This is a genomic window from Clostridium tanneri (genome assembly GCF_033659955.1).
In the GTDB taxonomy this organism is placed as follows: Bacteria; Bacillota; Clostridia; order Clostridiales; family Clostridiaceae; genus Clostridium_AM; species Clostridium_AM tanneri.
The window spans coordinates 35,450-56,581 of record NZ_JARUJP010000009.1; the positions used below are offsets into that span (position 1 = coordinate 35,450).

The window sequence follows — 21,132 nt, forward strand, 5'->3', positions numbered from 1 at the left end:
TGGATATTTAAACCCATGCTTTTCGCCATTAAAACTATTTTTCAATTCTAAAAGAACTCTTTAAAGGTACTATTCTGTTAAATACTATTTTATCCTCTGTTGTATTTTTAGGATCTACATTGAAGTATCCTTGTCTTATAAATTGGAATTTATCCTGTGGTTTTGCACTTTTCAACGCTGGCTCTACAAAGCCATTTAACACTTGTAGTGAATCAGGATTAACCTGTTCAAGGAAAGACTTTTCATTGTCATCTTCTTCATCTAATATTAAAGGTTCGTATAATCTTATTTCAGCAGGAATGGCATGTTTAGCACTTACCCAATGAATTGTACCCTTAACCTTTCTTCCTGTAAAACCTGATCCACTCTTTGTTTCAGGGTCATAAGTACATTGTAATTCCACTATGTTTCCCTTTTCATCCTTAACAATTTCATTACATTTAACAAAATAAGCTTCTTTTAATCTTACTTCATTGCCAGGGAACATTCTAAAGTATTTCTTAGGTGGATTTTCCATAAAATCTTCTGAATCAATATATATTTCCCTAGAAAATGGTATTTGGCGGCTACCAAGCTCCGGTATATCTACATTGTATGGCACATCAAGCATTTCAACTTGATCCTCAGGGTAGTTTGTAATTACAACCTTTATTGGGTTTATAACTCCCATTACTTTTGGAGTCTTTTTCTCTAAGTCTTCACGAACAAAATGGTCAAGCATTTGAGAGTCTACTATACTCTGAGACTTTGCTACTCCAACTTCTCCACAGAAGTTTCTTAAAGCTTCTGGGGTATAGCCTCTTCTTCTTAAACCAGCTATAGTCGGCATACGAGGATCATCCCAGCCATCAACTAAATTTTCCTCCACTAATTGCTTTAACTTTCTTTTACTCATAACTGTATTAGTTAAGTTTAATCTTGCAAACTCAATCTGTTTAGGCTTATTTTCCATTTCACATTCTTTAATTGTCCAATCATATAGTGGACGAAGGTCTTCAAACTCTAATGTACAAATTGAGTGAGTAATACCTTCAATTGCATCTTCTAATGGATGTGCAAAAGCGTACATTGGATAAATACACCATTTATCTCCTGTGTTATGATGTGTAGCGTGAGCTATACGGTATATAATAGGGTCTCTCATACTTATATTAGGTGATGCCATGTCTATTTTAGCTCTTAGGACTTTTTCTCCATCTTTAAATTCACCTTTTCTCATACGTTCAAATAAGTCTAAACTTTCTTCAGCAGATCTGTTTCTAAATGGGCTTTCTTTTCCTGGCTCAGTTAATGTTCCTCTGTGCTCTCTAATTTGCTCTGCAGATAAATCATCTACATAAGCTTTTCCTTTCTTAATTAGAAGTACTGCTCTGTTATACATTTCCTCAAAATAATTTGAAGCAAAGTGAAGTTCTTCCCAATCAAAGCCAAGCCATTTAACATCTTCTTTTATTGACTCCACATATTCTATATCCTCTTTAGTTGGATTTGTATCGTCAAAACGTAGGTTTGTTTTGCCTTTAAACTCATCCGCTAATTCAAAATTCAATATTATGGACTTAGCGTGACCAATATGTAAATAACCATTTGGCTCTGGTGGGAACCTAGTAATTATTTCTTTATAATTTCCTGATTTTAGGTCTTCAATAACGATATTTTTTATAAAATTTGATGAGGTAGTTTTGTTTTCCATGTTATCTCCCTTCTTTTCTGATGTCATATTTGTATTTCATTTTAATGAATTTAATATATCATAAAAATACATTATTTTCTATGTTAATATATAAATATATTAATTTTGTCACTTTTTAATGAAGTAAAACTCGAATCAGATGGGGTTTCAACCCCACCTGATTCCTTAGTTAAACGAATCCAGGGACGTAGCCGCTCTTTACTCCCTCTTGGAGAAGAGGGAGTATTAGAGCGGGTAGTCATCGGATAAAAAGAACTCCAACTTATAAGTAATGCTAGAGTTCTTTTTTACTCCTCTAATGCCTTTTTTATGTTTTTGTATAATTCCTCTGGACTTTCCCCTATAATCATTTCCGCATCAATAACAGCATATAAGTTATCTATACACTGGCCGCAGCGTCCTAAGCATGGTTCTATATACACAATAACATCTGGATATTCTTCTTCTAACCTTTCTACTATTTCTTCTAGTCCCTTACTTACATTGTTTTCGCAAAAAAATATTTCTGTAAACACTACTTATCCTCCTACTTTACTCATCAGTATATCTATCAATATGCACAAATTTAAGTTATTTATTCTTTAAGCATAATATTAAAAGGTTATTAAGCGGCTTAATAAACAGATAAAAATCATTTGCATATTTGGATAGGTAAACTCTTATCAGTTTCATTATGAAAACTAATGTATTGGCTTTTTCTTGTACCTTTTCCCTGTAACTTCTACATTTCCAATGGTAACTAAAGCATCTTTATCAAAACCATGTACTATAGATTTTAACTTAGCGATTTCCAGTCTAGTTACAACAACATATATAACATTAGTTCTTGTATTTCTATAGGCCCCTTTTCCATCAAGTAAAGTTACTCCCCTACCTAACCTTGCCATTAGAGCTTCTGTTATATCCTTATATCTCTCCGATACAATAAATACTGCCTTAGATTCATCTAAACCTTCAACGGTTATATCAATTACTTTGAAAGCAATAAAATAAGTAATTAAGGAATACATTGCTCTATCCCATCCGAAAACCAATCCTGCGCTGCTTAATATAAAAAGATTAAAAAACATAATTATTTCTCCAATTGAAAATGCTATATTTTCATCTAATACTATAGCAACTATTTCTGTTCCATCTAGAGAACCTCCATGTCTAATTATTAACCCAACTCCTACCCCTAATATTATTCCTCCAAAGACGGAAGCTAGTAAAACATCATGAGTTATCCTTGGAATTTGATTAAGAAGAGTAACTCCGATAGATAACATTATTACTGAAAATAAAGTTGTAAAGGCAAAGGTTTTTCCTATTTGCTTATATCCAAAAATAAGAAATGGTATATTTAGTGAAAATATAAATATTCCTAGAGGCACTCTTGTTAAATAACTTAAAATAATGGATATCCCAGTTATTCCGCCGTCAATTATATTATTTGGTATTAAAAATATTTCTAGTCCTACTGACACAAGCACAGAACCTAATATTAAGAAAAATACTTTACTAGCTAATGCTATGCCTGTATAGTGTTTTTTTAACATACACTACTCCTTGCTAATTGCTCTAGTATTAGTATATGTTTTTTATTTCCCCTTTTTACCAAAATTTTATCTAATAGGATAAAACCTCTCTCTCAACTAGACAAAGGAACTCTCAGGTATAACATTTATTGAGAAAATAAAGTAATAAATCCATTAAGTATGGTATAATAAGATGAATTGTTACATTTTTTACAGGAGGGTTCAAATTGAATACAAGAGAGAAGATAAAAAATATTTTTTTATACTTACTTAGTATAAAAAACATGGACAAAAAAATAATACGCGATGTAACCAAATATAATAAGATTATTTGGGAAGCGGATTTATATAATAAAAAAGGCTGTATGCTAAATAAAAATGAAGATGAAAATTGGTTGCAGGTAGGAAAAGAACATAAAGAACTTTACAATTCACTTTTTAAAATATATTGCGAATTGGAAAAAAATAGTGAGGACTTAGAAATTGTTTGGGGCCACAGCCTTTTAACTTGGAAAGTAAATGATGAGAAAATTGTACATCCAATTTTCACCACAAAAATGTCATTAAACTTCAATGCTGAAAAAGGACTATTTATTCTTACGCCCTATAATAATATAACGAATCTAGAGCTTGGAGTGCTAGAGGGTCTAGATTTGCCTAATCTCCATGAATTAATAAATATCAATCTTGAAATAAAGAATATGGGAATTGATGCAAGAAAAATAGAAGATATTGAAAATATTTTACAAAGAATTTTAAACAGTCTAGGTAATACATCCTCATCAATTGATTTTAAAAAAGATATTGCAGCAACAGCAGATATCAAAACGGAAATGCTTCCAACCTTCTATAATGCTCCTTGTATTATTCTAAGGAATATAGACACAAGGCTTTGGGATATGGAATTACGAGATATCTTAAATTATATAGATGAAAATAAGCCTATTCCAAAAACAGTAGAGGCTTTAGTTAAAGAAATAAACGCTGTAGGAATTAACGATGATTACAATGAATGGGAATCCATCGGCAAAGATTTACTATTTCCCCTTCCTGCAAATGAAGAACAGGAAGAAATAACTAAAAGATTAGCTAAAAATTTTGGTGTTGTAGTACAAGGACCTCCTGGTACGGGAAAGAGTCACACAATTGTAAACTTAATATGTCACTTGATGGCCCATGGCAAAAGAGTTTTAGTTACAAGTCAAACTGACAGGGCACTTAAAGTGCTTTCAAATAAAATTCCTGATGAAATTAAAGCTTTATGCATGAGCCTTCTTGGTAATGATGCCAAGGCCTTAAAGGAACTAGATGAAGCAGTAAGAAAAATAACTGAAAACTTATCTATTGATCCAGCTTCATTGATAAAGGAAATTGCCCCATTGGAAAATGAGCTAAAGGAATGTAGAAAAACTTTAGAACACCTTAAGCAGGATTTAAAAGAAGCAGAATCCTTTGAAAATAAAACTGTAAGCTATAAAACTGAGACTCTATCAGTAACAGAATTGGCAAAATGGGTAAGAAGTAATGAAAAATATAATTGGATAGAAGACGAAATCCATCTTAAAACCAGATGTCCCATTACTGAGGAGGAATTTAACCTTTTAATAAAACTTCTAAGAGAAAGTAAAAAAGATGAAATTGATAAGTTAAATAAAACAAGAGATTTGCTTTATAAAATTCCATCTTATGAAGAACTAGTTTATAAGCTGGACAGGCTTCAGGAATTAGAACTAAACATTCATAAGTACAGAGAAGATGTAAATCACTGGATTATAGATACTAGTGAAAGCAATCTTGATCAACTGTTAAAATTATCTATAAAGGCTAAAGAGAAAATAAGCCAAATAGAGAACTGCTGGCTTAAATCTGTTATGAAATCCTGTTATAGTAACGATGCCTCTAAGGAGTATTGGAAAGATATAATTCTAAACTTAAATAATTACGTAAGACAGATAAGTGTACTTAAACAGATTGTAAATTCCCATAATATAAAATTTCCAAACAATATGGATATAAATAAACTTCAAAGTGATTTTGAGGTGATTTATAAACATATAGAGTCTAAAGGAAAACTTAGCTCTATATTTAAGGTATTTCATAGTAATGTTAACTACATAATAGAAGAGTGTGAAGTAGACTATAGAACAATAAATTCAAAAGAACAATGTGATATATTTGCTAAAGCTATCGAAAAGGAAAACTTAGAAAGACAATTAAGGACTTTGTGGAATAACACAGTAAAAGAATATGGGGGAAAATTAGTAACTACAGCAGATAATAATTTGTTAAGCACTATTTCTGACAACGTTATAGAACTTCAATCAATACTAGATTGGGAAGAAGAATATGCTAATACCGTTATAGAACTGCTTGGAAACTCTAAAACACCTGTAGATTTGAACTTATTCAATAAACAGGCTTATGAGTATCTGCTAAATGGCCTTCAATCTATAAAATATATAAAAGAGTATGAGGAGTTAAATAAATATATTGAAAACGCAAGAAAGTTGTTTTTAAGCAATGATTACTTAATGGAAGCATCAGACTGGATAGCAGATTTTGATAAAATTAAAATCAGAAAACTATATGATACTCTATGGAGGCTTAAAGAATTAAAAGACGCTGGAGAACAAATAAGTAGAATCCTTAGCAAATTAAAGGAGACCTGCCCTGTTCTAACTAAAAAACTGCTAACAAAATGGGAAAGCAATGATTTAAATACTGAGTATATAAATTGGGACAAAGCTTGGAAATGGAGAGCATCTGTATCTTTATTAAATGAAATTTGTAAATTAAGACCAGAGCAAATTGAAAAAGATATGGAAGCTGAAAAAATAAGAGAAAAAACTCTTATAAAAGAAATAGTTGCTAAGAAGACCTGGTATAATCAAATAATTCGAACAACAGAATCTCAAAAGAGAAGTCTATTTACCTGGTTAGAATCTATCAAAAGGATTGGTAAAGGTACTGGTAAACAGGCTGCTAAATATAGAAAATTAGCCCAAAAGGAAATGGAAAAATGTAAAGGGGTGATCCCTGTTTGGATTATGCCTTTGAACAAAGTAATTGAAAATATAAAGTTAGAAAATGATTTATTTGATGTGGTAATTATGGATGAGAGCAGCCAAAGTGATATTTCGGCAATAACTGCTCTTCTTAGAGGAAAGAGAGCTGTCATTGTAGGCGATGAATGTCAGATAAGTCCTGAGGCTATTGGTAAAGATAATGAAATGGTTGAAAACTTGATAAACAGATACCTTAAAGATATACCTCATGGAGAATGGTTCGACTTAAAGACAAGCCTTTATCATACTGCCTTAAGAGTATTTCCAAGCAGATTAGTGCTTAAGGAACACTTTAGATGTGCTCCTGAGATAATAGGTTTCAGTAATGACTTATGCTATTCAAATGAAATTATACCTTTAAGATGCCCTGAAAAAAGAGATACCTTTAATCCTGCTGTATTCTCTGTCAAAGTTGAAGAGGGCTTTAAAGATAGTGGCAAAAATATTAATCAGAAGGAAGCTGAAGCATTAGTAAATAAGGTAATAGACTGCTGTAAAGATGATAAATACAAGGATATGACTATGGGAGTTATCTCTCTTTTAGGTGAAGCACAAAGTGAACTTATAGAAAACATGTTAAAAGAAAAGCTTGGTGTTGAGGAAATGATAAATAGGAAAATTCTCTGTGGCGATGCATACTCTTTTCAAGGAGATGAAAGAGACATTATGTTTCTATCACTTGTAATAGCAAAAAATGCAAAGTTTACTGCCTTAACTAAAGAGTCAGACATTAGAAGATTTAACGTTGCCTCTAGTAGAGCTAAAAATCAAATGTTCCTATTCCACTCTGTAGATTTTGAAGACTTAAATTCAAAATGTGTAAGAGCGTCACTGTTAGGTTATTTTATGAATAATGAAAATAAACCTGTGATCTATGTAGAAGGTAATAGTATTTTATCTTCTGGTTTTAAAAAGGATATATATACTGAATTGAAATCTAGAGGTTATAAAGTTAAAACCGATGTAAGAGTTGGAAGGTATAAGATCGATTTTGTAATTGAAGGAACTAACAGCAGACTAGCAGTAGACTGTTGTTGTGAAAATACTGCTTTCTCCTTAAATTGGGAGGAAAACCATAATAGACGTATGACTCTTCAAAGAGTTGGATGGAATTTCTTTATAATAAGGGAGAGCCAGTTCTACTATCAACCAAAGAAGTGTATGGAAAAACTTTATACAGAGCTTGAAGCTAATGGGATTAGACCTTCCTTTTCTAAGGAACAAAGTCTATCTCTAGCAGAAGCATCTTTTACAAATGAATAGTTTAAGGAAAAATTCTAGTAATTTAAGATCTTTGAAAGGCAGTAGACTAACACTATTGCCTTTTCAATTTTCAAAATTTAATGTCTTGGTAAATCTATCTTCTCCTATAATAGTATTATAAAAAATACTCTGAGCATTTTTTATATACTCCTGAGGATTTGGCATAGAGGGACTGAAGTGGGTAAGCCATAACTCTTTTACATTCCCCTCTTTGGCTAAAGCAGCAGCTTCTGAAAAAAGCATATGTCTATTATCTAAAGCCTTTGAAATGTCATCATCATTTCCATACATTCCTTCACATATAAAGATATCTGATTCATTTATAAATTTTTTCAACCCTTCTACAGGCCTTGTATCGGTGCTATAACTCACCTTAAGTCCTTTTCTCTCTTCTCCACGGACCATCTGTGGAGTGAGCAGTCTGCCTTCATGATATATTTCTTCTCCCTTCTGAAGTCTATTCCAATATATCATAGGTATATCATTTTTAATTGCACTATTTTTATCAAACTTTCTTCCTCGAGGTACTTCTAAAGAATAGGCAAAACAAGGAACGGTATGCTCAACAGACATTATATTGATATTAAAATCTCCAATCTTCTGGGTAGTTCTGCCCTGCCCTTTAAACTCTAGTATGTTAATTTTATAGGGAAGTACCGGTGCTATAACTCTAAGTCCATTTACCACTTCCCAAAGGCCTTCTGGTCCTACTATGTTTAACGGCTCTGTCCTATCTGAGTTTGCTATTGTTAAAAGCAGACCTGGTAACCCTGCAACATGGTCTGCATGAAAATGAGTAAATAAAATAGTATCTATGGTTTTCATCCCCCATCCTAGCATCTTCAAGCTTACTTGTGTCCCCTCTCCGCAATCTATAAGCAATTTTCTTCCTTTATAAGACACTATCATGGAAGTAAGATATCTATAAGGCACAGGCATACTTCCTCCACAGCCTAACAGACAAATATCAAGCATATTAACACCTCCTTTAGAACTTAATTTTTCATATAAAGAAAAAGAGCCTTGCGGCTCAGCCTTATCATAAATTCACTATTTTTAAGAACATTGTTTACAATATTATAATTTATAGTCCTCTTTTAACATACTGCATGCATTAGCCTCTATCTTCTCACCTAACACAGTACAATTACCATCCTTATCTTCTATAATATCTGAAGATTTTATAAAGCTTTTCTCCACTTCCTCTCCAGATTCAACTAAATAACTCTTTGAAATATCATTAAAGCTTATCTGCTTCTTTTTTTCATTCATAAAATCACCTCTTTCTTTATTAGATTTTCCACAAAAAGAGGTTTTATACTTATTTTACTTCTACTATTAGGCACTTAATATAAGTTCGTCCACTTTGCACCCTAATACCTTGGCCAAAACAACTACCTTTACCAAACTTGGATTTTTCTTATCTCCTCTTTCCAACTCTTCTAAATAAGATTTTGAAATTGAAGTTTCAAATTTTTGGTTTTTCGTGAGATTTTGAATATCTAAGGTTGTATAACCTAAACTTAATCTCATTTCACGAATCTTTTTTCCGTCTAACATAAGAAAACCCCCTATTTAATTATTAAGTTCCTTAACTAGATTATAACGCCTTTATAATAAAAATTATAGATAATTTTTTAAATTTTAGAACATATGAATTATAAAATAAATTTTAAACTAAATCATCATCTCCTTGCTGTGAAAAATTTGTATTATAAAAGCATTATATACATTAGTAAAAAACTTTGCTTAGTATATAATTATGTCAACAGTGCAAATTATTAATGTGAATTTGATTTTATTTGGAGGTGCTTGTTTATGGATAACAATAAAAATCATTTAAGAAGTGACCATAAGTCAAATGCTGAACTAAGAAAGATGTATCCTCAACATGGTGGAGATATAGGAATTATAAATGGTGAAAAAATTGGTGCACATGGAAATGGCAAAAAATTTACTAAACGCTCAAAACTTTCTCATAATGCATAAAATATAATTAATTGAGAAGTGTATTTAGCAGAATTTCATCTTTGAGAAGGCACTAAGGAAATTTAGTGTCTTTTTTTCTGTAAATAACTTAACAAATATATTTATATAAATACACAGATTAAAATTTTGTAGTATAATTAATAAGACAATATGAAGAGGTGATAAAATGAAAGAGAAAATCCTTCATTTGCTGAAGGAATATGAAAAAAGCTTTATATCCGGACAAAGAATAAGCAAAGAATTAGGGGTTACTCGTACCGCTGTATGGAAATATATAAATATACTTAAAGAAGATGGCTATAAAATAGAATCTGTATCAAAGCGTGGATATAGACTGATATCTTCCCCAGATCTGCTTTCATTTGAAGAGTTAAACGAAAAATTAATTACAAAATATATAGGCAGAAACATTATGTATTTTCAAACCCTTGGTTCAACAAATAATAAAGCTAAAGAATTAGCCCTTAGTAATGCCCCTCATGGAACAGTAATTATAAGTGAGGAACAGACAGAAGGGAGAGGTCGACTTGGTCGTAATTGGTCCTCTCCTAAATTTAAAGGAATATGGCTGTCTATTATCTTAAGACCGGACACTGATCCGCTTAACGTTCCGAAGGTAACTCAAGTTGGGGCCGCTGCTGTTATAAAAGCTCTTAATGAACTAGATATAAATGCCTATGTAAAATGGCCTAACGATATAATATTAAATGAAAAAAAAGTATGCGGTATTCTTACAGAAATGAGTGGCGAATTAAATAAGGTCAACTATGTAGTCATGGGAATAGGCATAAATGTAAATACAGATAGTTCGGACTTTCCAGAGGAGCTAAAAAATACTGCCACTTCAATAAGCTTAGAAACGGGAAAATACATAAAAAGAAAAGAACTTGTCAGTAAACTACTAAATAGTTTTGAACTACTCTATGATGAGTTTGAAAAGGAAGAAACTATAAAAACTTCCGTTAGCATTTGTAAAAAAAATTCTATTCTATTAGGTAAAGAAATTAAAATAATCAATAGAGGTAAGGAAACCTATGCAAGAGCTGTAGATTTAAGTGATGAAGGTGAATTAATGGTGCAGTACACCGATGGAATAGTTGAAAAAATTGTTTCAGGTGAAGTTTCTATCAGAGGGTTAACGGGAAGCTATACGCCAAGATAGTTACCTATATGATAAAATAGCATATAATGTATAATAGTCAAAAATTCTGAAAACCTTATAAATAGATTGTGAAAAATGACCTTTAGGAGGTTAGATTATGAATTTAATAGATTTTCACTGTGATACTATATATGAGCTTTTAAGACGTGGAGATGAATCAGGTCTCTTAAGAAACAACTTAAGCGTAGACATTGATAAAATGAAAAAAGGAAACTCTCTAGCTCAATTTTTCGCTTTATATATTGATCAAAAGCAAACTGAGAATCCCCTGGACAGCTGTCTAAAAATGCTTGATAAGTTTTACTTAGAACTAGATAAAAATAAAAGCAGTATAGCAATTGCAAAAAACTATAGAGACTTAAATAGAAATAAAAATAATGGAAAAATATCTGCTTTTTTAACTATTGAAGGTGGCGACGCTCTTAATGGAAGCTTATACAATCTGAGAAACTTCTATAGATTAGGTGTGAGGTTGATAACTCTTACTTGGAACTTTCCTAATGAAATAGGCTATCCTAACTGTAAGCCAGAATTTGTGTATAGAGGCTTAACATCCTTTGGACAAGAAGTAGTTCGTGAAATGAATAATCTGTCCATGATTATAGATGTATCTCATTTGTCTGATAAGGGTTTTTATGATGTTGCTAGACTGTCTAAAAAACCCTTTGTAGCCTCCCACTCTAATGCCCGTTCCATAACTAATCACCCTAGAAATCTTACAGATGAAATGATTAAAATTCTAGCAGAAAAAGGTGGAGTTATGGGCATAAATTTTGAAAAATCTTTTTTAGGAGATAACATTCCTGCAACAGTTTCTGATATAATAACCCATATTAAACATATTAAAAAAATTGGTGGCATCGATATCATAGCAATCGGTTCTGATTTTGACGGAGTAGATCTACCTAGTGAAATTACTAATATATCAGAAATGGATAAGCTATTCCATGGATTGAGTAGAAATGGTTTTTCAGAAGATGAAATAGAAAAAATATTTTATAAAAATATTTTGAGAGTTATTAGAGAGGTTTTATAAACTTTTTTAGTTATCTCCTTTCCATAAATAAAAATCCAAATGAAGGCTAGCCTCATTTGGATTTTATATTTTAAATATAAATTTTACCCTCAATTCTTCTATCATATTCTGACCAAGTATTAGGAGCTGCTCCTTTTTTAATCTGTGAAATCTTATTTAAAAAAGCATCTGCTTGATCTGCTAAGTTTACAATATGCGCTTCTTCCGTATTAGGTTTTTTTGGTGAGCCGTATTCCAGTTTACCATGATGCTGAACTATACATCCCTTTACTCTTTCTTTAAAATCTTCACTATAAAAATTAGCATCGGCTTTAAAAGCTTCTTCTACCATCCTCACTCCGATTACTATATGTCCTTCCATTTCTCCAGCTAAAGTGAAGGAAAAAGGTCCTTCCACAAAATATTCCTCTGTTTTACCTATATCATGAAGCTTTGCTGATAGTATTGCAATTTCTTTGTTTCTGACATCATATCTATAGGCTAGCATTTTAGTAATATACATTACGTTTAAGGTATGTTCTGCTAATCCACCAATATAATTATGATGCTGACTTACTCCACCTATACCTTTCTTGAATTTTTCTAGAAAAACAGGATTATTAAAAAAATATTCATTTAGCGCTATAGCTTCCTTGCTTTTAAATTCTTCCTTAGATATCTCGTCTATTTCTCTCATAATATCCTCTATTGGTCTTTCAACATAAGGGAGATAATCTTCCAGTGAAAATTCAGATATTCTTTCAAAGCTTTTAATTTCTAATATATTAGATAATGTTCCTTTTACCCTTATTACATTGCCTACTTTTAATATATCTTCCTTATCTTCAATAGAAGCCTTTGTATCTCCACTTCTATCTCCTAAAATCACTATGCTTTTATTACCGTCACGATAGAGCTTTTTCAGTATCATAAAAGTAGAATCTACGCTCTCTCCAGCTTTTACCTCTTTCATATATATTTTTTTCAATATCAATTACCCTCCTTAAAGTTCGTCTTTTATCAGTAATATTATGTAGCTTTTTTAATAAAGTTATTAAAAAACCAGTATTTTAGATGTTAATTAAAAATAGTATATAAAAAAACACTACGTACCGCCGCAGTGTTAGTATACTTTATTGATTCTTATTATTTTCAACTTCATTAAATTTTGTATTCACTATTACAATGTCTACTCTTCTATTTCTGCTTCTTCCAACCTCATTGTCATTAGATGCCTTTGGCCTATTTTCTCCATAACCAGTAGCCCCAATTTTATCAGCTTTTATTCCACAGTTATTTATTAAAAACTCAGTGACATTGCTAGCTCTTATAACGGAAAGCTGCCAATTTGAAGCAAACTGATAATTGTTTATTGGAACATTATCAGTATGTCCTTCAACTCTTATAAAGTTGTTTCCTAAGGTAGTAAGCATCCTTCCTACCTCAATAACCTTTTTCTCAAACTCAGGTCTAATAACGGCGGTGCCGCTATCAAATAGCACTGAATCCTTGAAACTTATTACTAATCCTCTATCTTCAATGGTGGTTTCTATATCCCCACTTAGATTATTTTCTTTAATATACTTATCTATTTTATCCTTTAACTCCTGAAGCTTTACTTTTTCCCCTGGCTCAATATTTTCTACAATGTTAGGTGGATTTTCGCTAGCTGTAGCTGGAATGCTTCCCATATCAATAATACTGCTATTTGGCGAGCCCATAGACTGGTTCAGACTAATTGCAAGCTGCTTGTACTTCTCTTTGTCCACATTGCTTATGGAAAACATCAGTATGAAAAAAGCCGCTAAAAGAGTAATTAAATCCAGATAGGTAAGCATCCATCGTTCCAGATTAGGTCCTCTCTCTTCCTTTTTCCTTTTCATAATCTTCCCCCCTATTTATATTGTTAGTATAATTTTCGCATTAATTCAAAGAAACTTAAAGAGTTTATTGAAATTTTTTCCATAAAAGTATCAATATTAAAGAAGCTGTTGAATATTAATAGTTAGTATTTTTAAGGTTACTATTAAGTTATTTTCATACCATATTTTTATTGACAGTGGATAAATTAAATAATATAATAAAATAAAGATACAGATACCCCGTATGGGTAAGGAGGTTGGATTATGAATATTTTATTTGATGATAATACAAAAAACGCCTTATTAGAAAATTTAGAAAAACAAAATAAAAGTGCTGTTAGACTTATGGTAAAAGGCTTTGGATGAGGTGGCCCAGTTCTAGGTGCTGCTCTGGATGAGCCACAAGCTGATGATGAAGTTCATACTATAGATGATATTAAATTTATAATTGAACCTGATAGTTCTTATCTCTTTGATGGTGCTAAAATAGTCTATACAAAAGGACTTTTTGGAAAGAGTTTTAATGTTATACCTTTTGGTGGAAATAACGGATGTTAAGGGAAGCGGCCTATAGGCCTCTTCTTAAATTGTTTAAAAATCTACATAGAATGCTTATAGGACTATCCCATTAACTTAATTGTCTTTTTCCACAATGTGGGCAGTATTCAAAATTTGCCTCTATTTCTTCTCCACAACTTTTACATCTATGCTTATTATTATAAGTACCATAGCATGGTATGTTAACATTATTTAAATCCCAATAGGTAATTGCAGTATCATCCCCTTCTTCAGCCCTTATTCCCTTTTCCTTTGGAATTTCATAAATTGTATTGCAGCCATTACATATTAAGTAATATCTTATATTCCACTTAAACATAGGTATAAAAAAGAAATGAAAAAAACTATACTGTTTGAATAGAACTAATTCCGAACTATTTGAGCAATTTTTACAGGATAAGTTTTTTATAGTTTTTATCTCTTTTTGCTTATCCTCTATCCCAAAAACTCCAACAAAAAACATACTGTATCACCCTTTCTGTAACTTATTCAAAAAACCACTGTAATATCCACAAACTTAATTCCGATTAATATTTTAGCATATCTTTTCTATTTTACACATAATTTTAATATATTAAATGTATAACTTTATCTTTACATAATCTTATCTCTACTCTTTAGGAATAATAGTTCTCGCATATAAAAAGTAAAACTTGGTGAAAATACCTATGAATTATAACTCATTTACAAATATCAAAGGAGATGAAACAATGCTTCTAATAAAAAATGTAGAGGTCTTTTCACCTAAGTCTTTAGGCAAAAATAATATATTAATTAGCTTTGATAAAATAGTCTATTTATCTTCAGAAATAAACCTTCCAACTAAAAACTTTCCCGAAATTCAAATAGTAGATGGCAGTGGTTTAATAGCTGTGCCAGGATTAATCGATTTGCATGTGCATATCACAGGCGGTGGTGGTGAAGGTGGTTTCGCAACAAGAACTCCAGAATTGAATTTAACAGACTTTACCTTAAGCGGAGTTACTACTTGTATAGGCTTACTTGGCACTGATGGTAGTACAAGAAGTATGGGAAATCTATTAGCTAAAGCTAGAGGTCTTGAAGAAGAAGGGTTAAGTACCCTTTGCTGGACCGGTTGCTACCAAATGCCTACTAGAACAATAACAGACAGTGCAAGAACGGATATTATCTTCGTAGATAAAATAATTGGTGTTGGCGAAATTGCTATTTCTGATCATAGAGACAGTCACCCTTCAGACTATGATTTAATCCACTTAGCTAGTGAAGCTAGAGTTGGTGGAATGATTGCTGGCAAATGTGGTATCTTACATATTCACGTTGGCGATGGAAAAAATGGACTCACTCCAGTCTTTGATATTGCTAGCGAATCAGAAATTCCCTTTGAAAACTTACTGCCTACTCATGTAAATAGAAATAGTCTTGTCTACAAACAATCAGTAGAATACGCTAAGAGTGGAGGGTTTGTAGACATAACAACGGGAATAAAACCAGGCGGTGATGATGCCGTTAGTGCGTCAGAAGTGTATAAAACCATGCTTAATGAAGGTATATCTCCTTACAATATTACTATGAGTTCCGATGCCGGAGGAAGTATGCCAATATTTGATGAAAATGGCAAACTTCTAAAAATTACAACTGAACTACCCTCTGCTAACTTAGATATTATCAAGGAATGTGTATCAGATAGGGATTTATCTATTGAAGAGGCACTTATTCCTTTAACCTCTTCTCCAGCAAAGCTTTTAAAGCTAAACAATAAAGGTATAATTGGAGAAGGCTATGATGCTGACTTAATTTTAATGGATAATAAATTTAAAATACATACAGTTCTATGTAAAGGACGAATAATGGTGAATAACTATAAACCTGTTGTCTATGGCAATTTTGAAAATCGGACTTCTCAAAACATCAATGGTTAACTCTGATTTAATATAAAACAAAGATAGAAGGTTATTTTTAACATATATCTAATAACCTTCTATCTTTTTATATTTTAACTATTATTGCGTTTTTGACCCTGTTGATTTTGTTGTCCTTGTTGTCCCTGCTGTCCTTGCTGTCCCATTTGGTTTAATTGTCCTTGAACTTGGTCTATAAGCTGGTTAGCTTGTGTAAGTGCAGTGTTTGCTTGTATTTGATCATTAGCTTCATTTAAAGCTTGCATAGCCTGTTGAATTGTTGATTGTAATTGTTGTTGAACTTGCTGCTGCTGCTGTTGTGCACGGTTTCTAAGTCCTTCTATCTCCTGTGTAAGCTGACTTGATATTTGTTGATTATTCTGTGGTTGAGACTGACCCTGGTTATCAGATGAATTCTTTTTATCCTTTATAACATTTCCTAAAGTAGATTTAATTTCACTTAGAGTATGTTCCAAAGAATCCTGTTGATTTTTAACAGTGCTTAGTTCCCTTGCAACTTCTGCATCTGCCTTTTTTTCGTAAAAGTTTTTTAAAATTTCCCTGTTTTTTTCGTCCATTATTCTTTTCCTCCTTGTTTACTAAATAATTAAGTACAAAAGTATTTTTTCCTCCTTAAATATATATATACCGTATTTACTAAATAAGATATTGCCAATATATAAAAAAAGTTGTAAACATAAACGAAAAGGAAAATATTCAAATTATGTGCATAAAAAGCACTCTCAAATTCTATTTAAGAATTGATAGTGCTTTCTTTAATTATATAAATTAAATATAAAAATTTTTCATAGTTATTCTATATACAAAAGATTTTCATGCCTATACTATAACTTATAGTATATTTCCATCAGTGGATATAGTTACTTCTCTATAAGGAACAATAGTTTGAGCATCAAGCATAGCTTTCTTTACCGCATTTACAATACCTGCACAGCAAGGAACTTCCATTCTTACTACTGTTATACTTTTTAAATCATTTACTTTAATAATCTCTGCTAGCTTTTCTTCATAGTATTTAATATCATCTAACTTAGGACATCCTATAACTGTAATATGGTTTTTTATAAATTCTTTATGAAAATCTGCAAAGGCATAAGCAGTACAATCTGCAGCAACCAATAAATTAGCTCCTTTAAGATATGATGCCTGTGTATTTATAAGCCTTAATTGAACTGGCCACTGATTTAATTCAGATGTTGAAGTCCCCTTAGCTGATACCTTCTTCATTGGTTTTATATCTGATAATACATTTAAAGCCTTTCTTTCAATCTTTTTTGTAGAAGTTCCAGGGCAACCGCAATCTAATTTTGTCTCTTCTACAGGATTTTTTCTCTCTATTTTTTTAGCCATTGTTCCAGGGCAACCACAAGGTAAACTATTTTCTTTTACAGCCTGTTTTTTCTCAGCTATTTTTTTCATAACCAATTCCTCATTGTATTCTAAACTTTCTCTTTCGATAATCTTTATTGCATCTGTAGGACATTCTGGCAGACAATCTCCTAACCCGTCACAGTATTCATCACTGATAAGCACAGCTTTACCATCTCTAAGCTCTATAGCTCCTTCATGACAGGCATGGATACATAGTCCACAACCATTACATTTTTTTTCATCTATATCTACAATTCTTCTTATCATAATTGTTCCCTCCACTTGTATTAATAACTTTATTATAATAAAATACAAATATAAATTCAGTAACAGATGTTACACTATTATATTTTAAAACCTATAATTCTTTTGTCAAGTAAACTTAATATCAGGAGGTACTTTCTATGAAGGAAATAATAAATATACTTAAAAATTGTATTTTGATGAAGGGGTTTTCCGAAAAATCTATAGAGGAAACGCTAGTAAATATTAATTATAGTTTAAACAATTTTAATAAAGGAGAAGTTATAGCTCTTGAAGGCTCTCACTGCTCAAGTATCGGCATAGTGATAAAAGGTACTGTGGAAGTTCAGAGAATTTATGGATCAGGCAAAACAATTACAATGTCTAAATTAGAAGTTGGAAACATATTTGGTGAGGTTATAATATTTTCAAATAAAAATACTTACCCAGCAACCATATTAGCCTCAGAACAATGCCAAATTATGTTTATATCAAAGGATAACATATTGAAATTATGCAGTATAAATTCTGATTTCTTAAGTAATTTTATGACACTTTTATCTAACAAAATTCTTATGCTAAACAAGAAACTAAGAAATATATCTTATCAGACTATAAGACAGAAAGTTGCATCATATATTTTAGACCAATATAAAAGTGAAAATAAGCTAACCTTTTCTCTAAAGTGCACAAAAAAAGAAATGGCGGAACAGCTTGGTATTCCAAGACCCTCTCTCTCTAGAGAATTGATTAGTATGAAGGAGGAAGGAATAATAGATTTTGAAAGGAATTTAATCACAATAGTAGATTTAGACTTTCTTGAAGACATTTTAATTAACTAACAGCATTAAGTCTTAATTAGATATATATCCTCAGGTTATTTTCTTAAGAGTTCCAGAGGTTCAATGAAAATGGAAAACACCAAAACTTTTTAAGAACTGATTTATTTTTTTAATAATAGCACTATGAATACACTTAAAATTCATAGTGCTATCATAGTTTCACAGTGTATAATAATTGCAAAGACTATGCTTCCTACTCCTTATAAATATCAGAAAACTCTATAGTCACTCTTTCATCAAAATTTTTACTACTATTCTCTTCAAAAGCTACTGCACACTCTTCTTCCGCCAGCTCTGTAACTGGAAGCTCTATAATAAACTCACTTCCGCTGCCATAACTGCTCTTAACAGAAACTCTTCCACCATGCATCTCTACAAAAGCCTTTACTAAGGATAACCCTATTCCACTTCCCTCTCTGTTTCTTGAAAGAGACTTGTCTACCTGTTTAAACCTCTCAAAAATTATTTGAAGCTTATCCTCAGGAATGCCTATTCCTGTATCCTTAACAGAAATGGCAATATAATTAATTTTGTCATAAATATTTACATAAATAAAATCCCCTGGATTTGTAAACTTTACAGCATTTGAGAGTAGATTTAGTACTATTCTTTCTATTTTATCTGAATCACAAAATAGAAATTTTTCTTCAACCTCTGTGTCAAAAATAAGTTTTATATTTTTATCTTCTATATAGTCAGCTACAGACAAAGTTATATCTTCCACTAGACTTACTATGTTACGCCTTTCAAAGTTAGGCTGTATGTAGTTAGAATCCACTTTGGTTATATCGATTAAATTGCTAATTAACCTTAATAATCTAAAACAATTTTGTTTCATTATATCTATATATTTATACCCTTTTTTATCAAATTCTTCTCCCTTCCTATGGTATAATTCCCATAGTTGAATTGCACTTAATAAAACATTTAATGGGGTTCTAAGTTCATGAGAAATATTAGAAAAAAATTCAGTTTTTATTTTATCATATTCAAGAGTCTCTAGTAGTCTCTTACTATCTGTTATGTCTCTTTCTACTGTAAGTACCATATTCTCTCCCTTATAAGGAAAAGAAGTAGTTGATATTTCCACATCTATAATAGTTCCATTTTTTCTCATTATTTTTCCTTCTCTTAGTACTGTACTATTATAGTTATTATCTATTTTCCTTAGCTGATAAGGATTTCCAATGCTGGAGGGTATAAAATCATCTAAGGATTTTTCTAACAACTGATCATAGCTTTCCACTCCGAAAAGTCTTAATGACGCTTTATTAGCTAGCTTTATAATACCATCTTTATTCACCAAAATTGCGTCTGGAGATAACTCAAAAAGCTTTCTATACTGTTCTTCTCTCTCTCTAAGAAGATATTCCGATTTCTTGCGCTCAGCTATGTTAAATACTAATACATAGTTACCTATAATAGATATTATGATTAAAACAAGCAGCCCATATAAAACATATGTTTTAGGTATATTGTATCTAGTACTTGGTTTACCTACAATAATACTACTAGTAGGTAAATCTTGCGCCTTAATATTAAACTTTCTCATAGCATTATAGTCAAACATGTATCTACTCTCAGATTCTCGTATTATAGGCAAATTTTTTATACTTTGTCCTTTTAAAATCTCCCCTGCTAACCCTCCAGCCTTCTCTCCTTGATATTTGCCGCTTGTAATTGCACCTCCTAATACACCTGTATTTAAGTTAAATTCCCATAGAGTATATACCGGTACCGGTGAGTATTTTGCAACAATTTCTGCAAATTCCTTAGAAGGTATATATTTGCCATGACTTTCTTCTATTATACCCATTAGCAGTACTACAGTATCTTTTTCTGCACTAGACAATGTTTTTTTTATATCAGACATATTAGAGCAGTAGTAAAACATAAAATCTAAATTTTTATAATTCGGAATAACTTTATGTAATTGTAAAACTTCCTGCATTCCGGTAGTGGTGGTATCTGCTAAAACAATTACTTTTTCTACCCTAGGATTAAGCCTTAAAGCAGCGTCTATTGTGTTTTTAAAATCTAAATTTTCTACTATACCTGTATATAAAGTTTTTTCTTTTATACTATCTTCACTAAAATTGTTAATGCCACAAAATACTACTGGTGTTTTAGGAAAAAGACTTTCTCCATATTTAAGAAGAAAATTTAGGGCATCATTGTCACTACAAATTATCACATCATATTTTCTGTCGTTATATTTATACTTATAAAATTCATACAATTTTTCATAGTATTCTTCATTCCACTTTCTTTTAGCATCCATATATTCTATATCTATAAAGAGTTTTTCTTTGTTATATCTTATAGATTCTTTTATTGATTGTACGATTTCACCTGTCCACTGGAAACTTTCATTATAGGAATTCAATATAAGCACATATTTTTTCTCACCTTCAGCTGCAAGGGATTTTTGCTGAGCCAAAAAAAATGTACTTATCATGAAAAACATTACTGTAAATAAATATCTCTTCTTTTTTGTCATTTATATAATTCCCCCAAAGCATATTTTGTAAAAATTAACTTTATTTCTATATATTATACCATTTTTCATATAATTGCACCTAATTAAACTTATAAAAACCTTTTTAATAGTAAAAATTATTGTGGTATTATATATATAACTATATGGAATA

Annotated in this window: 18 protein-coding genes; 6 read left to right on the forward strand and 12 right to left on the reverse strand. The window is 31.2% G+C overall.

All coding sequences use genetic code 11. The features are described from left to right. Window positions 1-34: 34 nt before the first annotated feature. The 3 genes from P8V03_RS09340 to P8V03_RS09350 all read right to left on the reverse strand — a co-directional run bounded on the left by P8V03_RS09340 (window position 35) and on the right by P8V03_RS09350 (window position 3,231). Complete coding sequence (locus P8V03_RS09340) at window positions 35-1,693, reverse strand: glutamine--tRNA ligase/YqeY domain fusion protein (protein WP_261670380.1); 1,659 nt, start codon at window positions 1,691-1,693, stop codon at window positions 35-37. 287 nt (window positions 1,694-1,980) lie between these two features. Further along, window positions 1,981-2,208, reverse strand: a complete 228-nt coding sequence (locus tag P8V03_RS09345; RefSeq protein ID WP_318797964.1) for a DUF1450 domain-containing protein — start codon at window positions 2,206-2,208, stop codon at window positions 1,981-1,983. A gap of 165 nt (window positions 2,209-2,373) precedes the next feature. Continuing rightward, window positions 2,374-3,231, reverse strand: coding sequence for a YitT family protein (locus P8V03_RS09350; RefSeq protein WP_318797965.1), 858 nt, complete (start codon window positions 3,229-3,231; stop codon window positions 2,374-2,376). Between the two features lie 206 nt (window positions 3,232-3,437). On the opposite strand from P8V03_RS09350, the gene P8V03_RS09355 reads away from it, so the two are divergent. Next, a complete protein-coding gene (locus P8V03_RS09355; RefSeq protein ID WP_318797966.1) occupies window positions 3,438-7,538 on the forward strand; it encodes an AAA domain-containing protein in 4,101 nt (1,366 codons plus the stop codon). 63 nt (window positions 7,539-7,601) lie between these two features. On the opposite strand, the gene P8V03_RS09360 is transcribed toward P8V03_RS09355, so the two are convergent. The 3 genes from P8V03_RS09360 to P8V03_RS09370 form a co-directional block, all read right to left on the reverse strand. Continuing rightward, entirely contained in the window at window positions 7,602-8,513 is a 912-nt protein-coding gene (locus tag P8V03_RS09360) for a ribonuclease Z (protein ID WP_318797967.1), read from the reverse strand. A gap of 102 nt (window positions 8,514-8,615) precedes the next feature. Next, the gene (locus tag P8V03_RS09365; protein WP_261670102.1) at window positions 8,616-8,810 is read right to left on the reverse strand and encodes a hypothetical protein; all 195 of its coding nucleotides are present in this window, start codon (window positions 8,808-8,810) and stop codon (window positions 8,616-8,618) included. 66 nt (window positions 8,811-8,876) lie between these two features. Further along, window positions 8,877-9,098 (reverse strand): helix-turn-helix domain-containing protein, encoded by a 222-nt coding sequence (locus P8V03_RS09370; protein WP_261670101.1) that lies wholly within the window; start codon window positions 9,096-9,098, stop codon window positions 8,877-8,879. 258 nt (window positions 9,099-9,356) lie between these two features. On the opposite strand from P8V03_RS09370, the gene P8V03_RS09375 reads away from it, so the two are divergent. The 3 genes from P8V03_RS09375 to P8V03_RS09385 all read left to right on the forward strand — a co-directional run bounded on the left by P8V03_RS09375 (window position 9,357) and on the right by P8V03_RS09385 (window position 11,725). After that, window positions 9,357-9,527: a hypothetical protein gene (locus tag P8V03_RS09375; RefSeq protein WP_261670100.1), complete on the forward strand. Its 171-nt coding sequence runs from the start codon at window positions 9,357-9,359 to the stop codon at window positions 9,525-9,527. A gap of 166 nt (window positions 9,528-9,693) precedes the next feature. Then, a complete protein-coding gene (locus tag P8V03_RS09380; protein ID WP_318797968.1) occupies window positions 9,694-10,689 on the forward strand; it encodes a biotin--[acetyl-CoA-carboxylase] ligase in 996 nt (331 codons plus the stop codon). A gap of 97 nt (window positions 10,690-10,786) precedes the next feature. Further along, on the forward strand, window positions 10,787-11,725 hold the full coding sequence (locus P8V03_RS09385) for a dipeptidase (RefSeq protein ID WP_318797969.1): 939 nt from the start codon (window positions 10,787-10,789) through the stop codon (window positions 11,723-11,725). Between the two features lie 70 nt (window positions 11,726-11,795). On the opposite strand, the gene P8V03_RS09390 is transcribed toward P8V03_RS09385, so the two are convergent. From P8V03_RS09390 to P8V03_RS09400, 3 genes are all read right to left on the reverse strand, one after another. Next, window positions 11,796-12,692 carry an HD domain-containing protein gene (locus P8V03_RS09390; RefSeq protein WP_318797970.1) on the reverse strand — a complete coding sequence of 299 codons (897 nt, stop codon included), beginning with the start codon at window positions 12,690-12,692 and terminating at the stop codon, window positions 11,796-11,798. Window positions 12,693-12,837: 145 nt separating this feature from the next. After that, window positions 12,838-13,587 carry a flagellar motor protein MotB gene (locus P8V03_RS09395; protein ID WP_318797971.1) on the reverse strand — a complete coding sequence of 250 codons (750 nt, stop codon included), beginning with the start codon at window positions 13,585-13,587 and terminating at the stop codon, window positions 12,838-12,840. Between the two features lie 607 nt (window positions 13,588-14,194). Continuing rightward, window positions 14,195-14,587 (reverse strand): zinc ribbon domain-containing protein, encoded by a 393-nt coding sequence (locus tag P8V03_RS09400; RefSeq protein ID WP_318797972.1) that lies wholly within the window; start codon window positions 14,585-14,587, stop codon window positions 14,195-14,197. A 247-nt stretch (window positions 14,588-14,834) separates the two neighbouring features. Here P8V03_RS09400 and iadA point away from each other — a divergent pair, with 247 nt between their 5' ends. After that, window positions 14,835-16,025 (forward strand): beta-aspartyl-peptidase, encoded by a 1,191-nt coding sequence (gene iadA / locus P8V03_RS09405; RefSeq protein ID WP_318798041.1) that lies wholly within the window; start codon window positions 14,835-14,837, stop codon window positions 16,023-16,025. A 74-nt stretch (window positions 16,026-16,099) separates the two neighbouring features. Here the strand turns inward: iadA and P8V03_RS09410 are convergent, their stop codons facing one another. Continuing rightward, entirely contained in the window at window positions 16,100-16,582 is a 483-nt protein-coding gene (locus P8V03_RS09410; protein ID WP_318797973.1) for a hypothetical protein, read from the reverse strand. Between the two features lie 274 nt (window positions 16,583-16,856). Further along, complete coding sequence (locus P8V03_RS09415; protein ID WP_318797974.1) at window positions 16,857-17,663, reverse strand: ATP-binding protein; 807 nt, start codon at window positions 17,661-17,663, stop codon at window positions 16,857-16,859. 137 nt (window positions 17,664-17,800) lie between these two features. Between P8V03_RS09415 and P8V03_RS09420 the strand changes: the two genes are divergently transcribed. After that, window positions 17,801-18,481, forward strand: coding sequence for a Crp/Fnr family transcriptional regulator (locus tag P8V03_RS09420; protein ID WP_318797975.1), 681 nt, complete (start codon window positions 17,801-17,803; stop codon window positions 18,479-18,481). A gap of 193 nt (window positions 18,482-18,674) precedes the next feature. Here the strand turns inward: P8V03_RS09420 and P8V03_RS09425 are convergent, their stop codons facing one another. Then, complete coding sequence (locus P8V03_RS09425; protein WP_318797976.1) at window positions 18,675-20,981, reverse strand: ABC transporter substrate binding protein; 2,307 nt, start codon at window positions 20,979-20,981, stop codon at window positions 18,675-18,677. Window positions 20,982-21,132: the final 151 nt, after the last annotated feature.

Excerpts from the sequence above, each read along its gene's own strand:
- P8V03_RS09375 (WP_261670100.1), top strand. The coding sequence starts at position 9,357 with ATGGATAACAATAAAAATCATTTAAGAAGTGACCATAAGTCAAATGCT.
- P8V03_RS09425 (WP_318797976.1), bottom strand. The coding sequence starts at position 20,981 with ATGACAAAAAAGAAGAGATATTTATTTACAGTAATGTTTTTCATGATA.
- P8V03_RS09420 (WP_318797975.1), top strand. The coding sequence starts at position 17,801 with ATGAAGGAAATAATAAATATACTTAAAAATTGTATTTTGATGAAGGGG.
- iadA (WP_318798041.1), top strand. The coding sequence starts at position 14,835 with ATGCTTCTAATAAAAAATGTAGAGGTCTTTTCACCTAAGTCTTTAGGC.
- P8V03_RS09385 (WP_318797969.1), top strand. The coding sequence starts at position 10,787 with ATGAATTTAATAGATTTTCACTGTGATACTATATATGAGCTTTTAAGA.
- P8V03_RS09360 (WP_318797967.1), bottom strand. The coding sequence starts at position 8,513 with ATGCTTGATATTTGTCTGTTAGGCTGTGGAGGAAGTATGCCTGTGCCT.
- P8V03_RS09415 (WP_318797974.1), bottom strand. The coding sequence starts at position 17,663 with ATGATAAGAAGAATTGTAGATATAGATGAAAAAAAATGTAATGGTTGT.
- P8V03_RS09365 (WP_261670102.1), bottom strand. The coding sequence starts at position 8,810 with ATGAATGAAAAAAAGAAGCAGATAAGCTTTAATGATATTTCAAAGAGT.
- P8V03_RS09380 (WP_318797968.1), top strand. The coding sequence starts at position 9,694 with ATGAAAGAGAAAATCCTTCATTTGCTGAAGGAATATGAAAAAAGCTTT.
- P8V03_RS09400 (WP_318797972.1), bottom strand. The coding sequence starts at position 14,587 with ATGTTTTTTGTTGGAGTTTTTGGGATAGAGGATAAGCAAAAAGAGATA.
- P8V03_RS09370 (WP_261670101.1), bottom strand. The coding sequence starts at position 9,098 with ATGTTAGACGGAAAAAAGATTCGTGAAATGAGATTAAGTTTAGGTTAT.
- P8V03_RS09340 (WP_261670380.1), bottom strand. The coding sequence starts at position 1,693 with ATGGAAAACAAAACTACCTCATCAAATTTTATAAAAAATATCGTTATT.
- P8V03_RS09410 (WP_318797973.1), bottom strand. The coding sequence starts at position 16,582 with ATGGACGAAAAAAACAGGGAAATTTTAAAAAACTTTTACGAAAAAAAG.
- P8V03_RS09395 (WP_318797971.1), bottom strand. The coding sequence starts at position 13,587 with ATGAAAAGGAAAAAGGAAGAGAGAGGACCTAATCTGGAACGATGGATG.
- P8V03_RS09350 (WP_318797965.1), bottom strand. The coding sequence starts at position 3,231 with ATGTTAAAAAAACACTATACAGGCATAGCATTAGCTAGTAAAGTATTT.